16 protein-coding genes are annotated in these 22,051 nt (G+C 38.2%); 6 read left to right on the forward strand and 10 right to left on the reverse strand.

The genetic code is table 11. From position 1 onward, the window contains the following. Positions 1 to 684 precede the first annotated feature (684 nt). A complete protein-coding gene (locus tag FSB73_RS00440; protein ID WP_146779669.1) occupies positions 685 to 1,836 on the forward strand; it encodes a glycoside hydrolase family 88/105 protein in 1,152 nt (383 codons plus the stop codon). A gap of 212 nt (positions 1,837 to 2,048) precedes the next feature. On the opposite strand, the gene FSB73_RS00445 is transcribed toward FSB73_RS00440, so the two are convergent. From FSB73_RS00445 to FSB73_RS00470, 6 genes are all read right to left on the reverse strand, one after another. Continuing rightward, a complete protein-coding gene (locus tag FSB73_RS00445) occupies positions 2,049 to 4,403 on the reverse strand; it encodes a TonB-dependent receptor (protein WP_146779670.1) in 2,355 nt (784 codons plus the stop codon). A gap of 293 nt (positions 4,404 to 4,696) precedes the next feature. Then, entirely contained in the window at positions 4,697 to 6,388 is a 1,692-nt protein-coding gene (locus tag FSB73_RS00450) for a carboxypeptidase-like regulatory domain-containing protein (RefSeq protein WP_146779671.1), read from the reverse strand. A gap of 58 nt (positions 6,389 to 6,446) precedes the next feature. Then, a complete protein-coding gene (locus FSB73_RS00455; protein WP_146779672.1) occupies positions 6,447 to 7,475 on the reverse strand; it encodes a FecR family protein in 1,029 nt (342 codons plus the stop codon). Positions 7,476 to 7,510: 35 nt separating this feature from the next. After that, complete coding sequence (locus FSB73_RS00460) at positions 7,511 to 8,098, reverse strand: RNA polymerase sigma-70 factor (protein WP_225974329.1); 588 nt, start codon at positions 8,096 to 8,098, stop codon at positions 7,511 to 7,513. A 47-nt stretch (positions 8,099 to 8,145) separates the two neighbouring features. Beyond that, positions 8,146 to 9,303, reverse strand: a complete 1,158-nt coding sequence (locus FSB73_RS00465; RefSeq protein WP_146779673.1) for a hypothetical protein — start codon at positions 9,301 to 9,303, stop codon at positions 8,146 to 8,148. 906 nt (positions 9,304 to 10,209) lie between these two features. Beyond that, the gene (locus tag FSB73_RS00470; RefSeq protein ID WP_146779674.1) at positions 10,210 to 10,767 is read right to left on the reverse strand and encodes a hypothetical protein; all 558 of its coding nucleotides are present in this window, start codon (positions 10,765 to 10,767) and stop codon (positions 10,210 to 10,212) included. A 277-nt stretch (positions 10,768 to 11,044) separates the two neighbouring features. On the opposite strand from FSB73_RS00470, the gene FSB73_RS00475 reads away from it, so the two are divergent. The 5 genes from FSB73_RS00475 (at position 11,045) to FSB73_RS00495 (ending at position 17,789) form a co-directional block, all read left to right on the forward strand. Further along, positions 11,045 to 11,587, forward strand: coding sequence for an RNA polymerase sigma factor (locus tag FSB73_RS00475; RefSeq protein ID WP_158639356.1), 543 nt, complete (start codon positions 11,045 to 11,047; stop codon positions 11,585 to 11,587). 58 nt (positions 11,588 to 11,645) lie between these two features. Then, positions 11,646 to 12,698, forward strand: coding sequence for a FecR family protein (locus FSB73_RS00480; protein WP_146779676.1), 1,053 nt, complete (start codon positions 11,646 to 11,648; stop codon positions 12,696 to 12,698). Positions 12,699 to 12,787: 89 nt separating this feature from the next. Beyond that, complete coding sequence (locus tag FSB73_RS00485; RefSeq protein ID WP_146779677.1) at positions 12,788 to 15,964, forward strand: SusC/RagA family TonB-linked outer membrane protein; 3,177 nt, start codon at positions 12,788 to 12,790, stop codon at positions 15,962 to 15,964. 8 nt (positions 15,965 to 15,972) lie between these two features. Then, positions 15,973 to 17,028 carry a RagB/SusD family nutrient uptake outer membrane protein gene (locus FSB73_RS00490; protein WP_146779678.1) on the forward strand — a complete coding sequence of 352 codons (1,056 nt, stop codon included), beginning with the start codon at positions 15,973 to 15,975 and terminating at the stop codon, positions 17,026 to 17,028. Between the two features lie 14 nt (positions 17,029 to 17,042). After that, entirely contained in the window at positions 17,043 to 17,789 is a 747-nt protein-coding gene (locus FSB73_RS00495; protein ID WP_394344863.1) for a RagB/SusD family nutrient uptake outer membrane protein, read from the forward strand. A gap of 155 nt (positions 17,790 to 17,944) precedes the next feature. Here FSB73_RS00495 and FSB73_RS00500 read toward each other — a convergent pair whose 3' ends face one another. The 4 genes from FSB73_RS00500 to FSB73_RS00515 all read right to left on the reverse strand — a co-directional run bounded on the left by FSB73_RS00500 (position 17,945) and on the right by FSB73_RS00515 (position 22,004). Further along, entirely contained in the window at positions 17,945 to 18,103 is a 159-nt protein-coding gene (locus FSB73_RS00500) for a lmo0937 family membrane protein (RefSeq protein ID WP_146779680.1), read from the reverse strand. A 741-nt stretch (positions 18,104 to 18,844) separates the two neighbouring features. Then, positions 18,845 to 19,972: a retropepsin-like aspartic protease gene (locus FSB73_RS00505; protein WP_158639358.1), complete on the reverse strand. Its 1,128-nt coding sequence runs from the start codon at positions 19,970 to 19,972 to the stop codon at positions 18,845 to 18,847. Positions 19,973 to 19,995: 23 nt separating this feature from the next. Further along, positions 19,996 to 20,433 (reverse strand): hypothetical protein, encoded by a 438-nt coding sequence (locus tag FSB73_RS00510; RefSeq protein ID WP_146779682.1) that lies wholly within the window; start codon positions 20,431 to 20,433, stop codon positions 19,996 to 19,998. 233 nt (positions 20,434 to 20,666) lie between these two features. Beyond that, on the reverse strand, positions 20,667 to 22,004 hold the full coding sequence (locus FSB73_RS00515) for a TlpA family protein disulfide reductase (RefSeq protein WP_146779683.1): 1,338 nt from the start codon (positions 22,002 to 22,004) through the stop codon (positions 20,667 to 20,669). Between the last annotated feature and the right edge of the window lie 47 nt (positions 22,005 to 22,051).

Raw genomic sequence — 22,051 nt, forward strand, 5'->3', positions numbered from 1 at the left:
TCCTCCCTGCTATTTCATCCGTCTTTTTCGTTTTGCTATAAGTCTCATTTTATTATAGGCAATAAAATCATGGCCAAAACCAACAAAAGCATCGCACTTTAGAACTTGATAAAAAAGAGGTTATTGAATCAGTTCGTACAATTCATCTCCTATTTTCATTCGCATTGGCAATCGATGAAAAATTTAAAAATCTAACTAATTGATTTACTTACTAGTGAAATAATTACTTTTTCATAAAAAATAAGTTTAATATTAAAATAAATACCATTCAATAATTGCCTGCCTTTATTTAAAATCAAACATTTATTTTGAACAATATTTACCTTTTTTATCCTTATTTTCTAAAGCAAATTTGTAACATTATCTTTTTAAAAGGCCTTCAAATATTCTCATTGATTCAATTTATCTTATCATTTTCTTAATAATTAAAATCAGTGTTGTTAAATTGACTATTTTCGTTTTGAAATATCGGTTTTTCAAAGTTATAATATTAAGTATCAAAAGATTAAGAATCTAAACTTGCAAATTTAAAAAATACAACATTTTGCCGGCTAATATCTTATAACAATAAGAAATCGTCTGATTTAATGCATTTCTCTATAGTGGAAAAGACCTAAATGAGTTCATATTTTACATTCAAACGATAAAACGGACAATCTTTTACCCATAAAAATTAAATACATTATGATAAAGTACATTCGTATCAGTCGCTGTTTGGTCGCCCTGGCCTTACTCACATTTTTTTATTCATCGGCCTCTGCCCAAAAAAGCAAGCACTACCTGAAAAACTTCCCTGAAGGTGACTCGCCCAAGGAAATTGGCCAACGTATTGCCAATCATTTTGTCGGCACACTCAATAAATTTATTGGCGAGGATCAGCGTCCGCATTATATACATTATCCGGTTACTTGTACTTGGTTCGGTGCCTTGGAGTTCGCGAAGCTTACCAAAGATAAAAAGCTTCAAAAGGAGCTAGCTGGCGCCTATCAACCTTTGGAAGGGGACAGAAAAAAAATGGTCCCCAAACCCGATCACGTAGACTTTGCAGTATTTGGTATCGTCCCATTTGCCCTTTACAGACAAACAAAAGACAAAAAATATTTGGATTTTGCTGTTTCATATGCTGATAAGCAGTGGGGTAAGCCCTTTGGCCGACACGTAAATAGTAGTTCATATTACTATTACAACAATGGACTTTCTTTTGAAACCAGAATGTGGATTGATGATATGTATATGATCACTGCACTACAGACCCAGGCGTATATTACCACAGGCAAAAAAGTCTATTTGAATAGGGCCGCCAAGGAGATGGTCCACTATCTTGATTCTTTGCAACAACCAAATGGGTTGTTTTATCACGCTCCAGATGTACCTTATTATTGGGGAAGAGGAAATGGATGGATGGCCGTTGGCATGACTGAAGTGCTTAAGGTCTTACCAAAAAATCACCCAGATAGAGCAGCAATACTGGCTGGTTACCATAAAATGATGCGCTCTTTATTAAAATTTCAAGATGCCAAAGGGGTATGGCATCAATTAATTGATGACCCTAAGGCGTGGGAAGAGACCTCTTCTACAGGCATGTTCACTTATGCATTCATAACAGGAGTTAAGGAAGGCTGGCTTGATAAGGATATATATGGTCCGGCAGCAAGAAAAGCATGGCTGGGACTCATTTCGTTTATTAATGACAATAATGATATAACCAATGTCTGTGAGGGTACAAATAAGAAAAACAGTCACCAATATTATTTGGACAGGAAACAAAATACCGGTGATTTGCATGGTCAGGCTCCGATACTTTGGTGTGCCAATGCGTTAATTAGCAAGCTTTAATAATTGCATAATTACTTTGGCGGTGCATAAGCATCTTCTCAGTTTAGAAAAACAACTAACGTTCAATCAATTATATATTATTGTTTTTACAAACACAGCTAAAGGCCACTTGTAATTCCATACGAGTGGCCTTTAGCGTACTAATAAATAATAATTTGAATGTTTTGGAAAATAATTTTTGGCAAATAACCGAACATCACCCAAATTGTCCATCAAAACGTAATAGTATAACTGAGATTAGGAATAACCAACGCCTCCCTATAATCTTCTATTTTTTGATTCAAATAATTATAAGCAAATCCAAAATGTTCCCTATATCCATTGGCATTTATAATTTTTAAGGATATCTCATGTGTACTTTTTTTACGGTTTATTTTATAATTGATGGTCAGGTGTGTTGTTAAGGCAGGATCATATTGTCTTGTAAACGCCTCATGTTCATTAAATACAGCCTCCCTTTGTGAAAGAGATGCTGCCATATCTAACGGGCTGTAATGATCTCCTCCCTGATAGCTTATGCGTCCATTGACACCTAATGATTTTTGTTTATATTTTCCCAGTTGCCATTCTTTTCCCGCTAATAAATTAAAAACATAGTTGCGGTCATACCTAGTATCTCTCCATGTATTATCTCCACCCATATATTTAGATTTAAAGACTGAGCTGGTAAACATCCAATAAAACCCACGGGTCATATTTTTTTCCAGCGTGAGATCCACGCCGTAATTTTTGCCTTTTCCTGTGTTCTGTAATGGTGCATCAAAAAACCAGTCATCTTCTAAATTAATTAAGGAGAAAGAGCTGTCTTTGATTACAGGTACATCAAATAAATATTGATAATAGGCTTCTAATTTAAAGTGTAAAGCAGCGGAAAGGCTTTTATCAAATCCCAGAACAAAATGATGTGCCTTTGTGAAATCCAAACTTTTATTGACTAGGTCATTATTTAATCCTCCCTTTACAAAATAATTACTTATACGATCTAATCGGCTATGTAATCCATAGGCTAAGGTGAAAAATTGTCTGTCATCTACGCTATACTTAAAGGCTAATCGTGGTTCAATTGTATATTGATGGTTAAGCATAAATACCTGGCCATTAACCCCTGCATTCATGGTCCATCTATTTGCCAGGTTTAAGGTAGACTGCGTATAAGCTGACAATAACGTACTGGACCCTTTTGCATCAGCAATTGTTTTCAATGGCGCATTTAGTACTGGTTGGGTGCGCATTAAAAGATTATATTCCATTTGCGTAATGGTAAACCCTGTTTGGTTGGTATGTCTAGCATTAAATTTAGTCCGTAGCGAAGAAGACAGTACAAAATTTGTATAGCAGTTTTTGATCCGGTCCTCTGGTATAAAAACATTTTGTTTGTCTAAGCTATCGGACTTTAAATGAATACCACTTGACGTGGCCGCTAAGGTTGTTTTTAAGATGAATTTATTTGAAAAAGGCATTTCATGTGTCAATCCAAGTGTCCCCATATATTGTTTTACATCTGTTTTTTCCTGATCATCCTGGTATTCCCACTTATTTCGATCCTTTTTAGGTTTGTCTCCCGAGTGATCCAGGAGCCCTATCCCCCAAAGTGAGAAAGTGCCTGCTTTTCTTGAGGGAAAATTCAGTTTAAACGATAAGTCTTGAAAATTCACACCCGCATTATTGCCGATAATAGGTCCTATTAATCCTAAAGTAGAATACCTGTAATTAAAAAGATAGGAAGAATTGCCGCTTTTTTTGAAAGGCCCCTCAGAGGAGAGGTCCAAACCAATTAATCCTAACCCCACCATACTTACACGCTGTTTATTGCTTCCTGTTCGCATGTGCACATCAAACACACCAGATAGCGCATTGTTATAGGGCGCAGGAAATGCCCCTGTCAAAAAATCTGCACTGGAAAGTAATCTGGAACTAAGTGCAGTTAAAGCGCCTCCACCAAAACCGTCCAAATCGGCAAAGTGATTCGGATTAGGAATCTCTATTCCTTCCATTTTCCATTGTAATGAATTCGGGCTATTACCTCTCACAACAATTCCGTTGGAACTAACACTGCTGGAAACACCCGCAAAAGATGCGACAAGTCTTGCTGGATCATCAAAACCTCCGGCAAATCGACTAGCCTGTTCTGGCGTCAACTGACTGGAACTACTAATAGCCATATTGTCTCCAGCTCCACTTCTAGAGGAGGTTTGAATGACAATATCATCTAGTTGTCCAACTTTTTCATTTAAGACCACTGATAACTCCGGCTGCTTTACAGAAGAAACAATAATATTTTCTAATATAATTGATTCGTAACCCACAGCGCTACATAAAATATTGTACCTGCCAACCGGAATATGCTTAATTAAAAAATGTCCCATGGAATCGGCTACCATTCCAATAGAAGCCCCTTGTATAGTGATCGTTGCACCGGGTATTGGTTTTCCTGTTGCGCCGTCTTGGAAGGTTCCACTTATATTTTGAGTAATTGTTTGTCCACTACTCTTTGTCTGGTAGGCCCATATAAGCAGCAAAAGGCATATAAGCGGCCTTATTTTGAAAGTAAGGTTACATTTTATCATTTTGTAAGTTTTTTTTTGATTGGGAAAAATTTAGGTTATTCGTTTAAATGTGGGGCAATAGATAGCCCCTATCCCGACTTTTAATATAGTTGGGAATGAAATTTTAAATCCAATATTGCTTTGAGATTTTAACTAAGACACTTAGATAGGGAGAGCCCCCTATGGGATAGCCAATAAATTTTTAGCAGTTAACAGCATAGAAATTCTGGAGTTTTATTGTGGGTATACGTTGGGTATACAATGCGTATACTTTGAGCAGCATACAATTATATAATGTTCAAATAAAACGCGCTTTAAAAAATGTCTATACCGGCATTTAGACCAATCCAGCCACTAATATTATGACCGCGGTTGATAGCTGGATAGTCTTTGATAGGCAGTTTAATGGGCCGTCTTGGATCCTGTCCATTACGAAACACATTAATGGACGGCCCAATGAACAGGCCCAAACCACTAGTCATTGGGAAATGAAAGTCAAGAGACGACTTATACAACAAGTTTATTTTATCATCATGCGGGCGTGTATAATTTTCTATAGTCGCATCTATAGATATTTTCATCTTATTATTAGAGGGAAATATATGTCCTAAGCCAAAACCAAAATAATAATCATTGCTGTTTAGATTGCCTAACCCAAAGACTATTTTAGAGTAAAAGGCTTCCCGCCCGCTTTTAAATGAAATATTGGCCAGGGAGGATTCATTGGCGAATATACTTAGTTGATAAAAGCCCCCATGTTTGGCCAAATTCACTAGTCCTATACTGGTGCCCGAAGCACTATCCAATAGATTAATGAGGCCAAGCTGAAGCCCAGAAGAAGTGTTCGCCTTATTGATCAGTCCGGAAATTTGTGTTCCTTTCAGGTGACCAGCATTATTTAATAGGCCTGCCAATTGCACCCCTTGTAGTGTTCCTCCTACTTTATTATTCAACCCAGCCGCCTGAAATCCTGAATATGAACGGTTTACTTTGTTACGCAAACCTGCCAATTGAATACCACGACCTTGCTGGTAGACTTGATTGGCAACTCCTGCCGCCTGAAAACCACACATCTCTCCACCAACCAAATTCACAACTCCTGAAAGCTGACCCCCTTTTACTTCGGTTCTGTTGATATTGGCAATTGACCCCATTTCAAAGCCATGTACGCCAGCGTTATATCCGGCTAGAAGGTTGATAGAAAATTTGCTAATCACCTGACCACTCATAGCTCCTCTTGTATTCCATTTTGGAATAAAGGAGAATTGATAGGATCTATTGGCCATAAAATCTTTGATATTCAGGCTCTGGATGTGTTGTTTGGTAGAAATAAACATCTTACCTAAAAAAGAGCGATTGACAGCGGCGCCTTCGCCTGTATCAGCATAAGTGATCGTCGTCAGATTTAATTTTGTTGCTACTTTTACAGTAGGTAAAATGGTGATTATAATTTCGTGGTACCACTGTTTACTTACCGTAAGTGTGATACTACTTGAATCACTGGTCAGTGGAATTTGAAAATAACCATTCTTATCCGTTAATGTTGAAACTAGGTTGGTCTTTTCATAAATACTTACATTTTTTATTTTTTTGCCGGTGAGCTCATCAATAATTACCCCAGACAATAAGACGCCTTTTCTTGTAATTATTGGTGGTTGAGTTTCGACCCTAAAGGAATTGGGTGCATACCTTAAAATTAAATACCCCGGCATTACTTTGTAATCATAATTATCATTTAATAATTGATCCAATATTGTTCCAACAGGCAGACGATCACTACTTTTAAAACTCACTAGGCTATCCCCCGGTAAATCAGAGCTGTTATAAGAAAAGATGAAGCCTGCTCTTTTGCCAACTGAATCCAGGACTGCCCGAAGTGGCATATGATTAACGTTCAGCTTTATCTGTTGGGTCAAATAGCCCTGTGATCTGCCTTTTACCTGTAATAATACAAGTATTAATACTATACAATAGGCTAATAAATATTTTTTATTTCTGGAATACATTAGTTATATCGTTAAGTCAATCATGTTGACAATACTTTGATTTAAATCAATAAATTAATTACTGTAATTCAATAGAATCTTTTTTATATATTACCCTGATCCCAAGGGTTTCAGAGATTACCTTCAAAATAACCTCTATGGGTTCTTTAGAAAATACGGTCGTAATACGCATGTCCTTTATTTCTGGCCTTGCAAAAACGATATGTCGATTATATGCTTTATTTAAAATATTTACAAGATCTTCCAGCCTGGTGTTATTAGCAATAAACTTTTTAGTGACATAATAGTTATATAAAAGGCTTTCACTTTTTTGACTAACCAACTTTGTTGTTGTCGGATCAATGGATATTTTTTCTCCGGCATGTAAAATCAGCTTTTCTCTCTTAAAACTAACTTGAACTTTGCCCGTCGCTATGTCAATTATTGACTGGTTCCCGTTTCTTCGTATATTAAAGGAAGTGCCAAGAACCCTTACTTCCATTCCATCGACATGAACCAGAAAAGGTCGCTTGGAATTATGCACTACATCAAAGAAAGCTTCGCCATCCTGCAAAGTAACCTCTCTGGTCTTACCGCTAAATTTACTTGGTGCAAGTAGGCTGGAATAACGATTAAGCGTGATAATGGAACCGTCTGACAAGGTGTCTGTAACTGGAGAAGCTGCGGCGGTCAAAACTAATTGTCTATTCTTGGTCTTTGAGGATTGAATTGAATGTAAAGCAAACCAGCCCCCCATCCCCAAAATAACAATTGCTGCGGCCCATTTCCATATTTTTAAAGGCAAAACCTTACTTTTTTCCGCATGGACTGGTTCATTAGGGGCAATTTCGGTTGTTAATTTAGCTTGCCCATCTCTCGTCGTTTGTGAATTCCTTTGTATTTTTTTTCGGAGTCGTTCCCATTCAGCGTCGGTATCATATATATGGTCAGGCTCAAGCCTAAGCGATTCGCTTTTCTCCCAAATCCTTTGTAGTTGTAAATAATACTGCTGGTTACGACCATCTTTGTGGAGCCAATCCTCAATAAAATCAATTTCTTCTACAGTCGCCTCACCCAAAAAATATTTTATAAGTATTTCGTCTTTCATTACTATTGGTTTAAAATGCGCCTCCTGGCCTTTTATTAAAAAATCTCTGACATTAATATTAATAATAATATCAAAACGAGGTAATCGTGAAATTCTAGCCGGAGTATTTTAAAAGCTTTTCCCATCTGATTTTCTACTGTTTTTATTGATATCCCTAATTGCGTTGCGATCTCCCTGTAAGTTAAATGCTCAAATCTGCTTAATTGAAATACGGTGCGACATGCTTCTGGTAATTTGTTCATACCAGTTCTTAATTTTTGTTGTATTTCTTTGAATTCTAATCCATTGTCTGGTTGAAGTTGATTTATCTTATCCGACGCGTTTTTCATTATTGATTCATAATTCCTTTTTACTTTGAGGTGTCTGATATGATTCATGCAATCGTTATGCAAGGATCTGTACAAATATGCTTTTAGGGAAGTGTGAATTGTCAGCGTATTTCTTTGGTCCCAAATCTTTAAAAATAAATCCTGTATCAATTCTTCTGCAATATGACTATCGTTTAATAAAGTATATCCATATGCGTGGAGTGGCCTGGCATACTTTTTAAAAGCTTGTTCAAAAGCCTTTTCATCTCCTGCCTGGATAAGTGTTATCATTTCCTGTTCTATGAAATCCATCATTAAAAAAAGTATGAACTAGTTATTGTTTTTTTTAATATATCTACAACTCACAGCCAATACCTGTAAGTCTGGTGGGTCTTGCTTATTTCTCCACCTGCCTTTTTCATCACTTTGATCATCTTAGGGTTATAATCTCCCACCCAGCCACACTCAATACTACGATATGGGATTTTGAGCTCGTTTTTCCATGCGTCCAGCATCGCAGCAATAAGGCCAAGGCCTACATTTTTACGTTTAAACGCATCCAGTACGCCATAATATAAGCCATTTGCCTTATCATAAGCGTTAACCCATCTTTTGCGGGCCAGTTTAAATTTGTCAATGAATTTAATTTTGCCATTAATGTGTTGCAGAATCTGATGATTCAATTCAGGAATTCCAACAAAAAATGCAATTGGCTCTCCTTCAAAATAAGCAAACCAAATTAACCGCCAATCAAGCACCTCTCTTAGCCTATCCATATAATTTAAAACCTGATCTAAACTTAATGGCGATTGCTTTTCTTCTGTGGCCCATGTTTTATTGAAAAGTGATTTGAATTTTGCGGCGTTATCCAGCCATTTAGCAGGATCTGCAGATTTAAATTCATAACGGTCATCTTGCATAAAATGGTTCTTAATTGCTTTAAAAAAGCAATTAGGTGGCTCAAATTGCTCAAATTTAAAGGTAAATTGCCGGTAATTTACGACAAATCCGTAATTTTCAATGAGGCGCCTGTAGTAGGGAGGATGGTAATTGGTGCAATAATTAGGTTTGCCCTCGCCATTAATATATAGCCCCCACCAACATTGCCGATTGCCAAAATTTACAGGTCCATGAATGACTTTAACGCCCATTTCTTCCAGCCAGTATTTTGTTTGGTCTATTAGCAAATTAGCGGCCATTTGATCATCAATGCATTCAAAAAAGCCTAAGCCGCCTACATGGCGAATATGCATGCCTTCCATTCTAATTTTATAAAAGGCCGCAATTCGTCCAATACATAAACCATCCTCAGTCCATAATAGCCACCGCTTACAAGCGCCTGTTTTAAACAAAGGGTTAGCCATGGGATCAAATATGTCCATGATTTCCTTATCTAGGGGACGAATATAATTGGAATCAGATCGATATATATTGCCAGGCATTTCCAAAAAGGCTTTCTCATCCCTAGTAGAGGTTACTTCAGTCAAAACCATTGATTGTAAAGCACTAGTTGAATTCATAATCTTTCCAATTTGAAGTAAGACACTTAAGTGGCTTCTCACCCCTATGGCTGGTGATATAATATTTTACACTGGTTTGATCTCAAATTTACAATTACCACACAGGGCTCAAATCAATATAGAACGGCAAAATAAATACCTAGGTAATTAGGTTAGAGAAAAAAATAGCCTGACCGAAAAAGGCATTTATTCGCAATACCTGAACAGAAAATCAAATCTAATAAAGGATGAGGAAATTTTATATTTTCCGATAAGACCAATATGTACACAGCTTATTGATTATTAATCACAAATAAGAATTACTCACTTTTGGCCGCTTATAAAAAATTATAAGTGGCCAAAAGTTGAATATAAGCCACTGGCTATTCTTATTGCATGAATATGATATTTAAATTAAAACAACAAAATTGTAACACGATGATTATTAGTACATAACAAGAGCTGCTCACTTTTGGCCACTTATAAAAAATTATAAGTGGCCAAAAGTTGAATATAAACCACTTGCTATCCTTATTGCAGGAATATGATATTTATTTAGAAAAATACAATCGTAACACAATGATTTTAAATACATAACAAGAGCTGCTCACTTTTGGCCGTTTATAAAAATTTATAAGTGGCCAAAAGTTGGGGATAAACCACTGGCTATTCTTATTGCAGGAATATGATTTAAACTAAAAAAAATAAAACTGTAACAAAATGATTATTAGTACGTAACAAGAGATACTCACTTTTGGCCACTTATAAAAAATTATAAGTGGCCAAAAGTTGAATTAAACCACTGGTTCCCCACTACAACACAATTTCAATTCTGAAAATCTGATTCAACAGGAATTAGACATGCATTGTTTATTTCGTCCATAACAGTGTATTTATGGATGGAAGCAAATCGGATCATTTTACATTTTACGCTTGCAAAATATTCTTTGTGCATTCCACAAATGCCTTTTCTCTTTGGAGGTAGCTATCATCAAGGAAAAGTTCATAAAGGCGGTCTTTTTGGATAATTCTAAACCATAAAAGCGCCGGGAAACTTCCTCCGGAATGTATATCTAACCTGAAGGCTAATTTATCTTTGGGTCTTCTGTGATGATGGACAATCTGGCTTATTTCCGTTGGCAATAAACTTATGGAACGGGCAAATTCTTTATGCTTCACACCTAGCCGCTCAATATATTGACCGAGAAAATAGCCAAAATGATACTTTGGATCATAATAATCTACCTCAAGGTGATCTTCCATTAAAAACTTGAGTTGTAATAATCTGGAGCGGATTTTATCTATAGGTATTATTTGATTTACTTGCGCCAGCGGCAATTGTCCATCACTTATGGGGAGGACAGTGTCGGGCGCATTTTGTAAACGTATCTGATTTGGCTGGCAAATAACATTTGGCATGCGCACTATTTCTTTTGTACTATCTTCTATAACAAATGACTCCTGAAGGTTGTCAATTAATTCCATGGCAATTTTCTACTTTAAAGACTAAATCGAACGTTTAATATGGCTGACTGGCACATGCTGCCAGCGGGTGCAAATTAATTCTTTGTGTTTATTTGGCAAAAAGCACCGTCAATATTTTACTATTTTTTGTAAACATCATACAAAATAAGATTATCTTCTATTTATAAAGGATTTAAAACAAACAGTTGATAACTTTCCCAATTATCAAATTGTTAAATAATGTAAAACGTGTTAATTTCACCTGTCTAAATTGAACCGGATTTTGCTCGAAAAAATAATGAATGGGGATCAAAAAGCATTCAGCGACTTTTACCTTTTGTGGGAGGCGCGGATCTATACGTATTTCCTGAATCGAACCGGTGATTATATCCAAAGCCAGGAGCTGACACAAAATACTTTTATAAAGATCTGGGAATACAGATCCACACTTAGCACTGATTATAATATAGAAACTCAGTTGTTTAGAAAAGCGAAGCTGATTTATATTGACTGGTTACGGATGCAGATTACTTTACGTAAGCGTAAAGCGGCGGAGGAGAATTATGCATTCCAAAAGGAAGCAATTGAATCGAATGCAGGCCAAAATGGTGGAGCATCTATTCCGGAAAGATTGGAAAAGGCTATTAGTCACTTGCCTCCTATGCGTCAAAAAGTACTTCGGCTCTCCCACTTGCAGGGATATGCCTATAAAGAAATCGCTCGTGAACTGAATATTTCTGAAAAAACAGTCGATAATCATATTCATAAGGCGCTCAAACAATTACGTCAGATTTTGAGTAGTCTGCTATTCATTTTGCTATTATTTTCCAAATTTCTTTAAAATTTATGGCCCTGAGTAGGGGATTTTTTTCTAACAAACGTTACTACTCTTATAACAGATGAATAGCGCATTTACACCTGAGGAGATTAAGAAGTTCCTAAATAATGAACTGGACGGGGACAGTGAAAAGGCAGCTGTGATCGCCGATTACCTGCATGGCTTATCCAGTGAAGCTTTGGATGAGCTCCTTCCGGATGCGGCGTTTTTAGAAGGTACGCCTGTAGAAATTCCCGGGACCATCCAAGGTGTGATGCGTAAGCAGGTTAAAAAAGCGGTTAAAGGAAATGATGGCAGTTGGAGAAAGCCGCTGCTTATTGCCGCTTGTCTGATTGGCTTTTTATTGGCAGGACACTTTCTATTAAAACTGACCGTCAGCCAGGAAGTTTTATCTCCTGTGACTTTTGATTTGACTAGAAAATCTGTTGCCAATAATACGGGCACAGAAAGGTATATTCATCTGCCAGATGGTTCTGGTGTCTTGTTAAAACCAGGGGCCAGGATCAGCTATCAGGATAATTATAAAGATAACCGGTTTGTATATCTGGATGGTCAGGCCAGATTTGATGTAAAACATAACCCGTCAAAGCCTTTTAGGGTAATTGCCAGTGGCATCGGTACACTGGATATCGGTACATCGTTCTGGGTTGATAACAATAAGAAAATGGGAGAGATTACTATCAAATTACTCGAGGGCAGTATAGCGGTGAAATCTCTGGAGAATAGTTTTCCTGATAAAAATATTTATCTGCAACCAGGACAGCAAATCAAGATATTTAAAAGGGAGGGGCATTACCTGGTCAGTAATCTCTACCCCACAAAAGTAATTGGAATTAAGGGAGTTGATCCTAGCGCATTATCAGACAAGACAGCTATCACCAACTGGACCAATCAGGCTTACAGCTTCTCAAAATCGCCACTGCGCAAGGTATTTGATCAGCTCTCCGCCCGCTATCAGGTCGAAATTCAGGTAGACCCGGCGCTTTTAGATAACAGAGAATTTACAGGAAAGATCATGTATAGTGATTCTTTAAATGTTTTATTGGATGCAATATGTAATTTAAATCATCTAAGCTATACCAGAAAGGGGAATAAGATTCTGGTAACTAAGTAACCTTCATTTTATTTTTTGACATTTTAAACACACCTGCAAAAGTAGGTGGAGTACAACTTTTGTCCTATCACCAATTAAAATTTAAACCCATGAAGCTTAAAACAGGATTAGGTACATTTTTTATGCTTTGTTCTATGGGACTGTACGCACAACAGTCCACCCCGGTCAGGGGCACGGTTCTAACGGAGTCAGGAACCACGCTGCAAGGGGTATCCGTCAGGATACTGGATAAGCAAACCCAAAAAACGGGTTATGTTACCAGTGACTCTACCGGTACTTTTACCATTGATATGCAACAAGGACATCCCTATAATCTGTATTTTACTTATGTAGGGTATGACAATGACTCTATCACCAATTTTCTGGTCACCAGTGGAGAGAAAAGCACTATTATGATGCGTATGCATCCAAATAATGCAGCATTGTCAGATGTGGTCATTGTGGGGTATGGCACGCAAAAAAAGGTGGATTTATCTGGTGCCGTTCAACAGGTTTCAGGGGAAGTGCTTGATAACCGTCCCATTGCAAATCTGGGCGCTGGCCTGCAGGGGGTGATTCCTAACCTGCAGATTACCCAAAACAGTGCGGCGCCAGGTCAGGGGGCGAGCTTTAACATCCGGGGTTTTACCAGCATTAATGGCGGTTCTCCATTGATATTGGTAGACGGGGTCGTTCAGGATCCGAATCTGGTCAATCCAAATGATGTAGCCAGTGTAACGGTTTTAAAGGACGCTGCATCTGCTGCCATTTATGGTGCCAGAGCTGCATATGGTGTTATCCTGATTACGACTAAAACCGGCAAACACAATCAGAAGCCTACAGTAAAACTCAGCAGTTCATATGCCACTAATAAGCTTTTGGTTAACCCGAAGTATATGAACTCTATGGATTATATTAATTATATGGATACGGCAAGTATTAATGCTGGCAACGGGGCGTATTTTTCTCAAAGGATCAGAGATGGGGTGACCGCTTATTTTAAAGATCCTGCTAATAATCCTTATGTATTATATGACCCGAGTATTGATGTGACGGGATATTATACTTATGTAGGTAATACTGACTGGACGGATGCCTTATACAAAACCGGTAGCCTTCAACAAAATAACATTTCACTGAGTGGGGGCTCAGATAAGACGTCTTATTATATGTCTTATGGCAATTCCAGGCAAAATGGGATGCTGGCCGCCTACCACGACTATTATCAGCGCCACAATATCAATATGAATATAGCCTCTGATATTACGCCCTGGTTGACAGTCAATGGTAAATTACGCTATACCTATTCTTTTGAGGATCATCCCTCTGGTGGGGGCAACGGTAACTCAGGGATAACGGCCATTAGTGGGGAGCTCAAAAATGATCTGCGGCCTTTGATGCCTATTAGGCATCCAGATGGCAACTGGGCAGGTCAGGGTTCTTTTACCAACCCTTTTGCGGTAGGTGCTGAAGGCGGGCATAACCAAACGAAGATAAATGACCTCTGGCTAACGGCAGCTGTGACGGTCCGGCCTTTAAAGGATTGGAATATTAACCTGGATTATACTTTTAATCCCTACTCAAATAACAACGAGTTCACTTCGCGTTTATTTAAAGAGTATCATGCGGACGGTACTTTCAATTATTACCCCTGGACCAATCCAAATGAAATTGATCTGTACAATGCTAATGATTATTATCATGCACTTAATATCTATAGTGATTATAGCAAAAATTTCGGTCTACACCATTTTAAAGTGCTGGTAGGTTATAACGAGGAGGTAAAACAGTATAAGAACTATACAGCTGGCAGAACAAATCTGATTGATAATGATCTGCCTGCTATAAACAGGGCAACAGGGCCTCAATCTGTAGATGGTGGCATTACCAGTTGGGCCGTACAAGGATATTTTGCACGCCTTAATTACGACTATGCTGACAGATATTTTCTGGAATTCAACGGGCGCTATGATGGTTCTTCCAGGTTCCAGGAAGGCAACCGGTATGTAATGGCACCCTCTGTATCTGGCGCATGGCGTATTTCTCAGGAGAACTTCTGGAAAAACAACGCTGGTCTCTCTGATTTCATTAATGAGTTTAAAATCAGGGGATCCTACGGCACTTTGGGCAATCAATTGACTGATAATGGTAACTATTTCCCTTATGTCTCCAATTATAGTATTAATACAGCACTGCCTTACATTTTAGGTACTGAGAACACACTGCCGGTGTCTGTGGCACCTGGCGCACTTGTCAATCCTAATTTTACCTGGGAAAAGGTTAAACAATGGAATGTAGGTGCGGATCTGGACTTTTTGAAGCACCGTCTTTCTGCTACCATAGATGTGTATAGTCGCTATACAATCGGCATGTTGACACCGGGTCAGTCTTTACCGGCAACGCTGGGCGCTGCGGTTCCTGTGGAAAATGCAGCCGATCTGAAAACTAAGGGTTTTGAGTTGACGCTGGGTTGGCATGATAAGATCTCAGGCGATTTATCCTACCGCCTGAGTTTTAACTTGTCCAACTCAAAATCCTATATCACCAAATATGACAATCCCACTAATTATTTAGGCGATTATTATAAAGGTGAGCGAATCGGAGAAATCTGGGGCTTTAAAACAGCCGGGCTGTTCCAATCTCAAGAGCAGATCAATAATTGGGCTGATCAGTCACTGCTATATAGTGGCACCTGGAACCCAGGTGATGTAAAATATATGGATCTCAATGGAGATGGGGTGATTAGTAATGGCAATTATACGTCGGATTCGACTGGTGATATGCGCATTATTGGTAACAGCGAACCCCAATTACTATTTGGCTTTAATGGTGGATTTACCTGGAAAAATCTAGACTTTAGCTTTTTCTTTCAAGGTGTAGGTAAACAGGATTTTGTTCCAGATAGCCGTTTTTACGGGATCAACAGTGAATGGGATGTGCCTATGCAGTTAGCCAGTGATTTCTGGAGTTATGCGAACACTAACGGTTATCTGCCCCGCCCCTATATTAATGGCGGTCATGGAAACAGGGGCGGCTTGAATGGAACGCTGGATAGATATCTGCAAAATGCCGCCTATATCCGGTTAAAACAGTTATCTGTGGCGTATACGCTTAGATGTCCCTGGATGAAAAAAGCGATGATTGACAATATCCAGCTTTATGCAACCGGTCAGAATATTCTGACGATTACTAGCCTTTCTAAGCTCTATGATCCGGAAAACTTAAGTCTCATGAATTATCCAAATACCAAATCATATTCTGTGGGTATTAATATAACGCTTAAATAATATATAACATGAAAAATCAACATATTCTATTCTATTTATTGTTGGGTAGTCTTTTAACGACAGCTGTCAGCTGTTCAAAGGTGCTGGACAGGAAACCCCAGGATTCTATATCTGATCTGAACTATTGGCAGACAGCGGATGAGCTAAAATTATACTGCAATAATTTTTATCCCGAGCTATATGTCCCGGATCAATTTGCTGATGATCAAAGTGATAACTGTGTGCCAAATTCTCCTAATAGCTGGTTGTATGGTCTGACAACGGTGCCTTCCAGTGGTGGTGGTTGGGCCTATACGGATTGGGCATATATCCGCAGTGCCAATTATTTCCTTACGCATTATCAAACGGCTACAGGCTCTGTTGAGGAGATTGATGAATATTTGGGGGAAATTCATTTTTTCAGGGCTTATGAATATTTTAATAAGGTGAAAAGTTTTGGCGATGTTCCCTGGATTAATAAGGACCTGAATGTCAATGACAGTAGCTTTTTGTATGCCCCCAGAACAGACCGCAAAATTGTCACGGACAGTATTATTGCTGATTTGAAAATAGCCGTTGCAAAACTGCCTTTGCCTGACCAGGTTGAACTTGGCAGGTTGCACAAATATGCAGCAGAGCAAATGCTGGCCAGAGTATGCCTTTATGAAGGTACCTGGATGAAATACAGAAATCAATCTGGCTGGGAGACTTATCTTGATCAGGCGGCGGCTGCAGCTAAGGATATTATGGACAATGGTGGTTATTCCATTTACAAACCGGAGGCGGCTTATTATTACAAGGCAGGTGATCTGGTAGACGCTAAAACCAATACGGTGGCAACGCAGGATTATCCCCTATCCTATAAAGAACAGTTTATCCAGGAGGATCTGACTAAAAATCCTGAATGTGTACTGCCTAAAATCTACCGTCTGGATCAGCTCACCAGTAAACTGTCCCGCTCTGTCAATGAATCGGGAACTGGAGTCAGTAAAGATTTAATCGATGCATTTTTATGTGCAGATGGCAAACCAATAGCCCTTAGCTCTCTTTATAAAGGGGATGATTCAGCCAGTGTGGAATTTTAAACAGAGATCCACGCCTGAGAAATGAAATAGATAACCGTTATCTACCCAATTATCTGAATGGGACTGCGCCTATCTCTAATTATTTGACAAATGTAAATAGCACGACGCCCACTGGGTTTATGTCTTCTAAATTCAGAAGCCCGGTGCCGGCGCAAAATGAGGCGAACCAGACAACTTACGATATGTATGTCTTTCGGTATGCGGAGGTCTTGTTGATTTATGCTGAGGCTAAAGCAGAATTAGGCAGCATTACGCAGGGCGATTTGGATATCAGCATCAATCAGCTAAGAGCAAGATTGGATGAACCAGATTTACCGGGCGGTAAAATGGGGCGGCTTACCTTAAATCCTCCAGCTGACCCTAATGCATTAATCAATGGTCAACCTCGCTATGGCTATCAGCTCTCCCCTCTTATCTATGAAATCCGTAGGGAAAGAAGGGTTGAACTGGCATTTGAAGGTTTCAGATGGGATGATATCGTTCGCTGGAAAGCGGGTAAGCTGCTGGAAAACCCCAACACCGTCTATGGTATTGTAGCTAGCGCTGCTGTTCAACAGGAGTATGATAACTATTTTGGCTCTGATATCTTTAGTGGCGTAAATGTGGTCACCTATGATGATTGGGATGGCAGTAAAAAGCTCGTAGCTCCTTACACAGTCGCCATGCGCAAATGGAACGACAAGCTTTATCTAAAACCCATTCCAAGAGATCAGATTTTGCTAAGTAAAGGACAAATCCAGCAGAATCCAGGTTGGCAATAAATAAACCGTGATGGTTAGGTCATAACCACAGGCGTAATAATATATTTTGCCTGAAATTTAATTGCCGGTGTCAAAAATACAAAGGGCAGTAGATGGGATTAAAAATCCCATTTACTGCCCTTTATTTTTAAAGCCACGTTTATTTTGCTTAATGGTTAATCGGTCGATTTACCCTTTACTAGATTCACAATAATCATGATAATGCCGATAATCAAGAGTAAGTGAATCAGAAAGCCGGCTACATGATAGACCACAAAGCCAAATATCCACCCAATTATTAAAATAATACCGATAATAAATAAAAGACCTTTCATGATTGGTTCGTTTTTATATTTGTGGAAGAATGGGGTTAATAAAATTCATTGCTTAAATACACATAACTCTTAAAAGTCAACCAATTTACAAGCCAGAATCCATCAATAGATGGCTTTTTATTAAAATTGGGAGGAGAAGTTGCCTAAAATTCACTATTTCCCCTTTTATTTTAGTAAAATCCCTTAATATCTGACTTTGGACTAGATTTTATGTACCTGACCCCAGCAGCGACAAAACGACGGGAAATTTGAGTAATCTGCCCCCAATTGTATAAAAATTTACTCAAGTTCGTATTCAATCTGATCACCTTTATAGAAGGATATAGCACAAAGGGAATGTTGTTAGGCATATGTATCAAAACTCATCATTAAAGTAATTTAGTGACATAATTATTTTCCACAACAAAAAGTCTTTTCTTTTTCAGTCCAAAAAGCACTCTTTATATTAAACTCTATATATTCATAAATACCTAGTGTAATAACGAATACTTGGTAGCATTTCATTCGTTTTAAGCTATATAAACAGGTTGTAGTACTTAGCTTAGCTTTGCTCTTGTCTTCTGTTATTGCTAATGCAACAAACCTTTTATAAATAGTGGTTCAAAAAAACGGAAGGAGACCATTTTAATTATAGGAACTTGCTTCTCTTCCAAAGCAACTGTTTTAAACCTTAAAAATAAGTTTAACGAAAAAGGTTCATGAACCCAACTGGAGCCCCAAAAATATCATTTTACTTTTATACTATATTTCTAATTGAACTATTTTTCCATTCTGGCGGCATTCTATCGTCCATTTATGCCCGTCATTTTTTTCTAATAAATTTTGAAGCGCACCCGATTGATCCCGCAATAGCTGAGAAGGCAGGCCATTTATTTTTATAATCTCAGATGCCTCTTCAATACCATCTTTAGGGACAGTTGTGCCTACAGAATGCAAAAAATATAATTTCCCATCAGGTGAAAATCCAAATAACATCCCTGAATGTATAAAGTTTTTCGGGTAATGGAAGCTGTGATTGGGGCTGAATAAAATTTGCTTTGCCTGCATATCAATGATAAAATTATATTTGCTAATCAACTTGCTACCAATTGATCCATCAAAACCCGGATTCCAGCTTTCACTCTGTCCTCCCCCACTCATCAGGGTAACCGTCAAATCGTTTATCGGCGGCATATCTCCCACTTGAAAGCTATTGGCGGCACCAGTGAAAGTAGGTGTTATCATTCCCAGACTTCTGGTAGTACTCATATATTCTGATTGAAATCCGTCCACCAGTAGGCGGTTATGCTTCACAAAAGGTCTGAAACAAATTAAGCTATAGGCTGCTCCCAGATCAAAAACAAAGTCACCGGTATACATTTTCCCTTTCGTAACGCTAAGATTACCAGAAATAATCACCAGCCCAGAAGGCATAGTGACATTGACTAAATGTCCATTTGTGCCCACTTCACTTTTTAAATCAAAATCGCCAAAGCTATATAAAGAAATCATATTGTTATCATAATCAACCTTTGTGATATATTGTTTTATCAGCGCATTGCCCATGATACCATCATAACTGTCCATTTTATCAAATAAAGCAATACTTTGGTGTGGGAAGGAGAAGTCTCCCAAGTGTACGGTATTATTTCTGGAGATTTCTATCTGGGCGTTTCCGCCTACAACAGAGGCCGACTGTTTGACATCGCTTTTTATACCTATTGAATCTGCCAGTGATTTGGATAAGGCCATGCCATCTGCCCCAGTATCAAAAAGAAGTTTTAAGACACGATCACTTTTATTGAGCTTTACTTGAAGGATAATGCTGCCATTTTGATCCGATTCAAATGGAATGGTTGCCACCAGCCTTGAATGTGCATTTCTATCCATGCCATACATCTTGTCAAATAAATCTACAAATAGGATCTTTCCACTATCATTGAATGCGATAAATCCTTCAATCTTTTCATGATTATTTCCTTTCGTTTCCTTTGTAGCTTTTTTTGTGAAATAAACTTCACCCCCTGATGGCCATATTTATCTTTGCTTTTTTTAATCCTTACCTTGTTAAAATCCAACCGCTTGGCAAGGGTTTGCAAACATGATAAAGCCGACGGGCCGCTGTAAGCACCAACCGAAAAATTTTCGGCGCATAAAGATTTTAAAGTATCTGCAGAGCTCAATTTTGTCATAACTTCCAGTCTATTTGCAATAACGGAGTTTGTTGGGCGCTGCCCTAATACCCCATCACTAAGCATTGTCAGCAAAGTAAACAGCAATAGATTTATCAAAGCATTTCGCTTAAATCTTACAATTTTGGAACTCTTATTTACATTATAACTATTATTCATAATATCTTTTTGATAATTTGGTGTATTAGCTTCAGAGTTAGCCAGACAAGCCAAAACAAAGCCGCCATAACTTACGGGTAATAGGCTAACTAGGCTAGCCATTTACTTCAGCTACGACGGCAAGTACATGATCATTCAAATCTCTTCAAAGCACTCGGTGAAGATTTATGACTATTCAGCGAGTGTCTTTTCCAGAAGTGCTTTTAATTCAGGCTGGGAAGGTCTTGGTGCGTCTACACTGACGATCTTACCATTTTATCAAACACCATAAATCTGGGTATCCCTTTGATCTCATAATATTGGGCCAAACCTGATTTCTGATTCCATCCGCCTGCAAATAACTGGGTACCTCCTAATTTAGCAGTATCTATATAATGTAGCCATTTTTCTTTATCCTTTAACTCATCAACAGAAATGCTAACAAACTGGACATCTTTTCCTTTCATTTCTGCTTCCAATTGTTTTAAGTAGGGAATCTGCGCCTTACATGGTCCACACCAGGTTGCCCATACATCCACTAATACAACTTTACCTTTCATATCGGATAGACTGGTTTTTTGGCCATGATTGTCCACATAGGAGAAATTATATGCATCGTCTCCTTTTTTAAATTTGAGCAAGGGTTGCCTGATAGCAGCTTCCCGAACTTTCTGACTATCCGTCAATATGTACCTTCCATAATTATCCATCATTTCTTTGAATTGACCATAATCTTTGATTCCACTGGCACGGTTTAGAACCATATCTCCTTTAAGGGTATCATTAATAATATAACCATTGAATGCTTTTATCATATCCATACCTTGTTCATATTTCCTGCCTGATGTTCTGAAATCAAGATTAGCGAGTGCCTGCATGGTCCTGAACCCATAGGGATAATTATAAATAAGGTCAGTTGATTTAGTAAAATCTTTGGCATGTAGACGCTGATAATAAGGACTGTATTCTTCGACTGATGGATGGGCTGTTCTTGGGGTCTGTAAAAAATTGCTGGCAATCAAGGCCATATCCATTCTAGCATAGTCCTTCATATAGTTATCAAAAGTTTCATTGCCTGTTTTATTTTGTTGAAGCCAACTTTGTACTTTTTTTGCAGTCGCCTCTAATTGCGGGAAAAAATCAACATAGGTGCTGATACCGTGCATAAAATTTATGGATTTGCCATAAATACTGTCCGTCAGTTGATGCCAATGATACATAGCTAGATTCTCTTTAGTGTTATCGGGGCTAGTCAATGCATAATCCCATGGACCCATTTTTAAATTGAGATGATCTCCGGGTTTAAAATAAAAACTAAAATTACCTTGAGCTGACATGGTATTGCCAATGCCAATAACGTAAATCCCCGTATAATCTGGATAGAACAAAAAGCCAAACTTGCCCGTTTGATTACCATTACAAACTGCTATTTGTTGTAGCCTACCTTCGGTCACTTTAAAGAGTTTCACAGGTATTTGCAGGTTTGTGTCCATGGTTAGTTTTCCAGAGATAGTAGCGGGCTTTTGTGCCATGACTGCCATACTCATTAAACCGCAGGCGGCCGACATCCACCATTTAATTTGCTTTTTCATTTTTCAATTTTTAATTGTACTTGTAGGATCAATCAATTTCACTTGCA

Source organism: Arachidicoccus ginsenosidivorans, assembly GCF_007971385.1.
GTDB lineage: Bacteria > Bacteroidota > Bacteroidia > Chitinophagales > Chitinophagaceae > Arachidicoccus > Arachidicoccus ginsenosidivorans.

Excerpts from the sequence above, each read along its gene's own strand:
- FSB73_RS00440 (WP_146779669.1), top strand. The coding sequence starts at position 685 with ATGATAAAGTACATTCGTATCAGTCGCTGTTTGGTCGCCCTGGCCTTA.
- FSB73_RS00445 (WP_146779670.1), bottom strand. The coding sequence starts at position 4,403 with ATGATAAAATGTAACCTTACTTTCAAAATAAGGCCGCTTATATGCCTT.
- FSB73_RS00450 (WP_146779671.1), bottom strand. The coding sequence starts at position 6,388 with ATGTATTCCAGAAATAAAAAATATTTATTAGCCTATTGTATAGTATTA.
- FSB73_RS00455 (WP_146779672.1), bottom strand. The coding sequence starts at position 7,475 with ATGAAAGACGAAATACTTATAAAATATTTTTTGGGTGAGGCGACTGTA.
- FSB73_RS00460 (WP_225974329.1), bottom strand. The coding sequence starts at position 8,098 with ATGATGGATTTCATAGAACAGGAAATGATAACACTTATCCAGGCAGGA.
- FSB73_RS00465 (WP_146779673.1), bottom strand. The coding sequence starts at position 9,303 with ATGAATTCAACTAGTGCTTTACAATCAATGGTTTTGACTGAAGTAACC.
- FSB73_RS00470 (WP_146779674.1), bottom strand. The coding sequence starts at position 10,767 with ATGGAATTAATTGACAACCTTCAGGAGTCATTTGTTATAGAAGATAGT.
- FSB73_RS00475 (WP_158639356.1), top strand. The coding sequence starts at position 11,045 with ATGAATGGGGATCAAAAAGCATTCAGCGACTTTTACCTTTTGTGGGAG.
- FSB73_RS00480 (WP_146779676.1), top strand. The coding sequence starts at position 11,646 with ATGAATAGCGCATTTACACCTGAGGAGATTAAGAAGTTCCTAAATAAT.
- FSB73_RS00485 (WP_146779677.1), top strand. The coding sequence starts at position 12,788 with ATGAAGCTTAAAACAGGATTAGGTACATTTTTTATGCTTTGTTCTATG.
- FSB73_RS00490 (WP_146779678.1), top strand. The coding sequence starts at position 15,973 with ATGAAAAATCAACATATTCTATTCTATTTATTGTTGGGTAGTCTTTTA.
- FSB73_RS00500 (WP_146779680.1), bottom strand. The coding sequence starts at position 18,103 with ATGAAAGGTCTTTTATTTATTATCGGTATTATTTTAATAATTGGGTGG.
- FSB73_RS00505 (WP_158639358.1), bottom strand. The coding sequence starts at position 19,972 with ATGGATAGAAATGCACATTCAAGGCTGGTGGCAACCATTCCATTTGAA.
- FSB73_RS00510 (WP_146779682.1), bottom strand. The coding sequence starts at position 20,433 with ATGAATAATAGTTATAATGTAAATAAGAGTTCCAAAATTGTAAGATTT.
- FSB73_RS00515 (WP_146779683.1), bottom strand. The coding sequence starts at position 22,004 with ATGAAAAAGCAAATTAAATGGTGGATGTCGGCCGCCTGCGGTTTAATG.